Origin of the sequence: Loktanella sp. 3ANDIMAR09 (assembly GCF_001420005.1) — a bacterium.
GTDB lineage: Bacteria > Pseudomonadota > Alphaproteobacteria > Rhodobacterales > Rhodobacteraceae > Loktanella.
In genome coordinates this window covers 23,279-29,689 of sequence record NZ_LJAK01000019.1, presented here as the reverse complement: position 1 = coordinate 29,689, position 6,411 = coordinate 23,279, and the positions used below count along the sequence as shown (strand labels likewise).

General features: G+C 66.3%; 11 protein-coding genes. All 11 read right to left on the bottom strand.

Features of this window, described 5'->3' with window-relative positions; genetic code table 11:
* Positions 1-559 (bottom strand): phage tail protein I (locus AN189_RS17945; RefSeq protein ID WP_056039328.1); only part of this gene is annotated, 559 nt, incomplete at its 3' end.
* The gene (locus tag AN189_RS17940; RefSeq protein ID WP_056039325.1) at positions 552-1,454 is read right to left on the bottom strand and encodes a baseplate J/gp47 family protein; all 903 of its coding nucleotides are present in this window, start codon (positions 1,452-1,454) and stop codon (positions 552-554) included. The genes AN189_RS17940 and AN189_RS17945, both read right to left, overlap by 8 nt.
* Positions 1,451-1,789 carry a GPW/gp25 family protein gene (locus AN189_RS17935; RefSeq protein WP_056039322.1) on the bottom strand — a complete coding sequence of 113 codons (339 nt, stop codon included), beginning with the start codon at positions 1,787-1,789 and terminating at the stop codon, positions 1,451-1,453. The genes AN189_RS17940 and AN189_RS17935 overlap by 4 nt, the downstream gene beginning before the upstream one ends.
* Entirely contained in the window at positions 1,786-1,968 is a 183-nt protein-coding gene (locus tag AN189_RS17930) for a hypothetical protein (protein ID WP_056039319.1), read from the bottom strand. Before AN189_RS17930 ends, AN189_RS17935 begins: the two co-directional genes overlap by 4 nt.
* Positions 1,968-2,399, bottom strand: coding sequence for a phage baseplate assembly protein V (locus AN189_RS17925; protein WP_056039316.1), 432 nt, complete (start codon positions 2,397-2,399; stop codon positions 1,968-1,970). The genes AN189_RS17930 and AN189_RS17925 overlap by 1 nt, the downstream gene beginning before the upstream one ends.
* Positions 2,396-2,941 carry a hypothetical protein gene (locus tag AN189_RS17920; RefSeq protein WP_056039313.1) on the bottom strand — a complete coding sequence of 182 codons (546 nt, stop codon included), beginning with the start codon at positions 2,939-2,941 and terminating at the stop codon, positions 2,396-2,398. The genes AN189_RS17925 and AN189_RS17920 overlap by 4 nt, the downstream gene beginning before the upstream one ends.
* Positions 2,938-3,390, bottom strand: coding sequence for a phage virion morphogenesis protein (locus tag AN189_RS17915; protein WP_056039309.1), 453 nt, complete (start codon positions 3,388-3,390; stop codon positions 2,938-2,940). The genes AN189_RS17920 and AN189_RS17915 overlap by 4 nt, the downstream gene beginning before the upstream one ends.
* Entirely contained in the window at positions 3,390-3,845 is a 456-nt protein-coding gene (locus AN189_RS17910; protein ID WP_056039306.1) for a gp436 family protein, read from the bottom strand. Before AN189_RS17910 ends, AN189_RS17915 begins: the two co-directional genes overlap by 1 nt.
* A gap of 174 nt (positions 3,846-4,019) precedes the next feature.
* Entirely contained in the window at positions 4,020-4,421 is a 402-nt protein-coding gene (locus AN189_RS17905; RefSeq protein WP_056039303.1) for a hypothetical protein, read from the bottom strand.
* 12 nt (positions 4,422-4,433) lie between these two features.
* The gene (locus AN189_RS17900; RefSeq protein WP_056039299.1) at positions 4,434-5,348 is read right to left on the bottom strand and encodes a Mu-like prophage major head subunit gpT family protein; all 915 of its coding nucleotides are present in this window, start codon (positions 5,346-5,348) and stop codon (positions 4,434-4,436) included.
* A 3-nt stretch (positions 5,349-5,351) separates the two neighbouring features.
* A complete protein-coding gene (locus AN189_RS17895) occupies positions 5,352-6,317 on the bottom strand; it encodes a phage protease (RefSeq protein ID WP_083484501.1) in 966 nt (321 codons plus the stop codon).
* Between the last annotated feature and the right edge of the window lie 94 nt (positions 6,318-6,411).

The following is a 6,411-nucleotide window of genomic DNA, read 5'->3' as shown; positions in this document are numbered from 1 at the left end:
CGTTGACCGGCACCGCGGGCCGCAGGATGCCGGTCGCATCGAGGCGCGCGCGCATGCCGGTGGCGGTGACGCCGCCGCTGGCGACGGTCGATCTGACGCGCAGTGCGTATTGGGACCGGACCGGCTTGATGCTTTCGACGATGCGGGCCACGTCCTGGACAAAGGCGTCATCGGCGCGGCGGCCGGAGTCCTCGATCCGCTCCATGCCGATATCGAGGCGGAAGGTGTGCGGGACGCCATCGTACTGGAACCATTCCTCCAGCACGGCATCGATCCCGGCTGCATCGAGGGCCGCGATGACGGCCCCGCGTGTGCCCTTGCGGCGATGCACCTCGACCGACCGCGCGATCACGGCGCGTTTGACGGCATCCGACCAGGTCGCGTCCCAATTATCGACGGACATCGCCCAGGCGAGCCAGGGCAGCAGGTCCGCCGGACAATCCGCCACCCGACCGACGCGGCCGATGTCGAACTTGAGATCGTCAGGCACAGCCGTCGCGGTTTCGATCGCGCGGTCGAGCATGGTGGCGTTGGAAGGCAGGAGGGATTGATCAAGCATCGATGCCCCCTGCGGTCAGGGTGATGTCTGTGCAGAACGCGGCCCTGGTGCCATCGATCTCGATATCGGCGGCGGGACTGGCGAGAACCACGTTCTGGACGCCAGCACCGTGCAGGGCGGCAAAGAGGCCGGAGCGCGTAACGTTCTCACCGATCAGGCGGCGCGCGGCGACGTAGGCGGTGACGGCGGCACGCGATGTCTCCAGCACCACCGCACTGTCGGGACCGTCGTAAAAGGTCAGCGTGGCGGCGACCTGGTACGGCACGATGACCGCACTCTCGACCTGCACCAGATCGGTCAGGGGCCGGACGAAATCATCGTTCAACGCGGTTTCAACGGCCTGTAAAAGGTCCGCAGGTGCGGAGCCGTCACCGGCCTCGGCCAGAACACGGATGCCCACGACGCCGGGCGCGAGGTTGGCGACCGCGATGTCGCGCACACGCGGATCGGCGGACCTGGCAAAGAACAGATACGACCCGACGGTGCCGGCTGTCGTCTGTGCCTCAAGCGCCAACTGCATGCGGCTGCGGAAATCGCTGTCGCTTTCCATCACCGCTGCGACCGGTGGCGTGGCGTCCGGCTGCGCCGGGGCGAGGACAAGACGCGCCACACCGTAGAAGGCCGCAAGCTGATCGAGGTTTGCGCCGGTCGCATAGGCGGGCATCACGGCGCGCGCGCCGTCGTTAACGGCAGCCCGCAACAGCACCTCATCAAAGGCGTCGCGCTGCAGATACATCGTCAGCGGCTCGCTTTCGAGCGCCAGCACCGGTGCAAGGTCAGGTGCCAGCGCCAGCAAGGCGTCACGCTTGCGGGCAAAGATCGCCTCGACGTCCAGCGTCTCGACCACCTGGGGCGCGGGCAGGTTTTCCAGATCGATCTGCGTGAACCGGGTCATGCCGCCACCTCGACCGGGATCGTGCGGGTCGTGACCTCGCCTGCGATTTCGGCTTCCAACTCAAGGGTCACGCGACCGGCAGCACTGGCGATCACGCTGACGCGGCGCAGGGTCAGGCGCGGTTCCCACAGATCAATCGCCTCGGCCGTCGCGGCATAGACCTCGATCACCGTCGCGGGTGTGACCGGCATGTCGATCAGGCGCGGCAGGTCCGACCCAAAGTCACGCCGCAGCACGCGGCTGCCCTTGGGCGTGGACAGGATCACACCGACGGACTGCGCCAGATGCGCGTCCAGGGTCAGGCGCTGACCGGTATGGCGGCTGAGGCCAGTCACTTCGCCTCCTTGGCCTCGGGCGCGGGTGTCACGTTCTCATAGGCGGCGGCCTGCGGTGTCAGCTGCAGGGTGTCGCCTTTCTTGCGGTACGCGCCCGCGATCCACCCGGACGCATTGGCCACATAGGAATTGCGCGGATCTGGCGTGGCCGCGGGGTTGGCTTTGCTCGGTTTGGTCATCACTGCGGTCCTTCGGTTGTGGCGGCACCGGCTGTGACGCCGCCGTGGATGTGGTTTTGCAGGCTGATCCCTCCGGCGATGACATCGCCGCTTACGATCAGGGTGCCGTTGAAGTGGATTTCGCCGCCGGCCAGCTCGAACAGCGGCACGGTGGCATCGTCGGAGGGCGCGTTGCCCGCGAAGATCCCGCACACGACGATGGCGCGGGCCATGTCACCGCCAGGGCATGCGACCAGGACCTGTTCACCGACGGCAGGCATCCACCACAGCGACAGGCCGCCCGCGCGCATCATGCCGACGGCAGCGGCGGGGATCGTGATGTCGCCCAGGTTGACGGCAACGCTGGGTCCGGCGGGATCGACGGACAGGATGGTCCCGACTTGCAGGACATTGGCGATACGGCGATCGGCTTCGGCATCGGCGAGGCTCATCGTGCTTCTCCGATCCGGGTGTATTCATTGATGTGGTCCGCCCCGATGTCCGGCGATTGACCGACATAGAGGTCCACGCCCAACGGTGCGTCTTCTACGGCGGGATCAAAGGTGCAGGGCTGCGTCCAGGTGACGGCCCAGAGGCTGGCGGCAGACTTTTGCCAACCAGCGGTCACGACGGACTGACCACGCACGTTGCGCGCCTGACCGCAATCCGGGCGGCCCCAGCGACGGTCGGGAACGGCGGTCGCCAGCGCGCCCATCATCGCGGCAGCAGCAGCATCGCGGTCCAGCCCCAGCGCGTCCTTGGTCACGATGAACGCCGCCATGGCGAGATCAAAGGTGTGGAATGCACCGGCAGCGGTGTCCGCCTGCTTGATGTCGAGGATCGACACCAGCACGGCGGGCGTCTGGATCGCGTCGGATTTGAGCCGTTCGAGGTTGAACCGCCCGGTGATGCCCTTGCAGGTCCGGGTTGCGGGTAGCACCTCCTTGAGGCGGGCTGCGACAGCCTCCGGCAGCTCCTGCAGCAGGCCGGTCATTGCAGCACCTCGTTCAGGTCACCGGTCACCAGTTCTGCGATGTCCCGGCGATCCCGATCGGACAGGCCCAGGTAGGGCCGCGCGGGCAGACCCGGCTTGCCTACCTCTTCGCCGCCAAACTGGTGGATCGCGCCGTAGACGAGGTTGGTGCCGACCCGCGCCTCGGGGCCGTCGGAATAGTTCTGGATGCTGTCCAGCAGGCCGGGCAGACCGTCACCGACCAACAGCGAATGGCGCGCGCTGCGCGTCGCGGCATAGCCTTCCGACCATGCGGCCCAAGGCTCGCCGTCGGGACCGGCCTTGTCGTCGGCGATGCGTTCCTTGGTTGCAGTCTCCAGCAGCGCGCCGATGTTGAAGGCCAGCGCATCGATCTGCCAGGCGGCAAGGTCACGCAAACCGGCCTCTACCATGGCGGTGTCGAGTTCAAACTGTGCGACGACCCCGACCATCAGAGCCCCCGCATCTTGTCGCGTGAGAACAGACGCGCGGGTCCGCCGATCGTCAGCGGGTTGGGGCCGCCGTCTTTAGGGTCTTCGCCCGCGACCGGGGCGATGGTCAGGCGCATCTCGCCCTTGGCGATCCGCTTGAGGGCGGCCATCGCGTCCTCGTATCGCTGGCGCAATTCCTCGGTCATCGTGCTGGACGACCCAGCCAGTCGGTATAGCGCGATATCAACGCAGTATTGCGTCAGGATGTCGTGGGGATCGGCCAGCGGCAGGTCGTAGCGGACACCGACATAGCCATCGATCTCGGCACTGGCCGAGCGCAGGGCGCGGGTGATCGCCGCGTCGTCGGGCACACCGTCACCGTCGCGATCGGCCACGACCAGCGCGTCGGCGGTGTAGAGCGTGATGATGTCGTCCTGGCTTGCGTACATGGTGTCCTCGAAATTCGTGGGGGCCATCCTCCCCCTGGGCCATCGGGTCCGGGCTTGTTCCACCGGACGGTGCAGCGATGCGGGGCGCGATGGCTTCCCCTTGTCTTCGTGCCCGCCCCCGACGCTGCCAGGCGGGGGCGGGCGTATCGGCAGCCGCAGCCATCTGGGGAGGATGTCTGCTTGCTGCGGTGCCGAATGGGATCAGGCTTTCAACGGGGCCTTGAAGCCACCTTTTACGAGCTGCTCCATCGCCGCGTCGCGCAGCTCTGGCGTGACCAGCTTGTCGTCGATCGCCACGGCGGCGCGCAGCTTGCCCATGTCGGGCAGACCGGCCTTGGTGAAATCGTCGTCCGCCATTTGCGGGATCGCGGACAGCAGCGCGTCGATGACCTCGGCCTCTGTCGGTATCGCAGCCGGCACGTCGCTCGCCGCGATCTCGGCCGGGGTGGCGGTGCGGACCTTCAGGTGCGGCTCGTTCTCGATCGCCTTCGCGTCGGCGTCGGTGAAGTCGTCGCTGTCCACGACGGTGCCGTCCTTGGTCCACATCCGCCCGGCCCGGAAAAACGTGCCCGACGGTGTGGTGGCTTGAATGAAGAGTTTCATGCGCGCGCTCCCTTACGCGGCCCAGTCGTCAACGACGATCTCGACCTTGTTGTAATGCTTGTTGTCGCCACCGTTCGGCAGGCTGCGGACCGCAAAGATGTCCTCGGCCGCGGACTGGTTGTCGGCGTTGACGACGATCATGTTGGGCGCGATCCCCAGCGGGCGACCGCCGTCGGCTGTCACCTTGCGCATCGCGGTGCGGGCAGCCTCGAAGTTGGCGACCGTCAGCGGCTGGCGCGAGCAATAGGCCATCTGCCAGAAGCCGAAGCCCGCCTCGCAGCGATACCGGATGCCCCACTGAAACTCGTCCTTGGCGAACACCACGTCCGAGGTCTTGGGGTCCATTTTCATGGTCATCTCGGGCTTGGTGCGTTCCTGGAAGATGAACGGCTTGAGCACCTTGCGGGTGTCCAGCAGATACCAGGCGGGTTCCACGCCGTCGGCGTAGTTGGCGACGGTCGAGACAGCGCCTGTACCGTCAGGGTTCGCATAGACCGGATGATCGGTATCAAAGAAGTTCTGCCCGTCGTAGCAGAGCGAGGCGGTGCCTTGCCCCATCAGGTCAGAGATCAGGCGGTCGGGGTGCTGTGCGGATTCCTGACCCATGTGCGCGGCAATCGGGGAATAGTGACCGTATTGATCATCCTCGATCGCGGTGCGTTTGACGCCGAGCGTAGCCTCGAACAGGCGGTTGGTGATCTCGTAGCCCTGGGACTTCATGTCCTTGACGACACGGTCGCCGATCCATTCGCGCAACTGCGGGAAATCCTGCAGCCAGCCGTAGGTGTTGGAACTGGTCGTGGACGGCACCAGCGTGGCGACCTTTTTCCAGAACGGATCGACCGTCATCTGGGCGTAGGCATCCTTGAACGCCTTCTGGATCGAGGTGTTCAGCGCCAGGAGAAGGGCGGGGGTGATGATAGCCATGGATCAGGCCTCCTGTTCGGCCTTGGCCGTGGCGAATTCCGCCTCGGTCAGACCCATCTGTTTTGCGACGGCGATCTCCTCGGCGGAGAGCGTGGTGGATTTCTTGTCGGGGTCCTTGTCGTCCAGCTCGGACTTGCCGCCGACGATGACCGGCATCTTTGCGACCGTCGCGGTAAAGGCCTCGATGCCCTGCACCTTGGCCATGGCGAGGAACCCGTCCTTGGCAGCGGGCGCGATCTTGCCCGCGGCGACGCCCGCATCGACGGCTGCCGTGATGGCCAGTTCGGCGCGGGCGGTTTCCGCCTCTTCCATCTCGGTCAGCTTGGCGTTGGCCGCATCAAGCTGCGCCTTGGCGACGTAGAGCGTCGGGTCCGGTGCCTTGGCGCTGGCGGTGTGGACCTCCAGCTTGAGGTCCTTGATCTTGGCCACCGCGTCGGCGGCGGTCGCGTCCGAGGCAAGCCCCAGCGCGTCGAGGACGGCTTTGTCCATGGTTTGGTTCTCCTGTGTGGTGCCCGCCTTCGCGAGCTCTGGCATTTTGAAACCGGGGGTGTTGGTGAGACCGACAGAGATCAGACGGGTGATCTCGCCGGTCGCGGGGTCGGCTGCGTAGCCGATCGACAGAAACTTGTAGGCCTTGGAGGCGACCCAGGCGGCCCCCTGTTCGTTCCACTCGACACGCCCCCAAAGCGCGCCGTCGCGGGTTTCGATCTCGCGCACCCAGCCGTAGGCCGGGGCTTCAAGACCCTGATCGGCGCGGACGTGCGTTGCGTGCTCGACATCGATCGGCAGCGGGTGGCCGTAGGCGCGGAAGGCTGCGATCACCTGGTCGGGCCGTGTCAGCCGATGCTTGCGCCCGTCATTTGCGGCAAGCTCCGGCCCCTTGGGGGTCAGTTGGACCCACTCGGGTGCGGCACCGCCATCGGCGGCCAAAGCAACGGGGGTGATTTGTGAAATACGGGCAGTGTTCATGCTGCCGTTGTGACATCGCGCGCGCGACGGGTAGCCGGTGAACGCGTTCACCGGGTGGTTGCCGGTTTGGCCTGAATTTCCGCGAGCCGCTCAG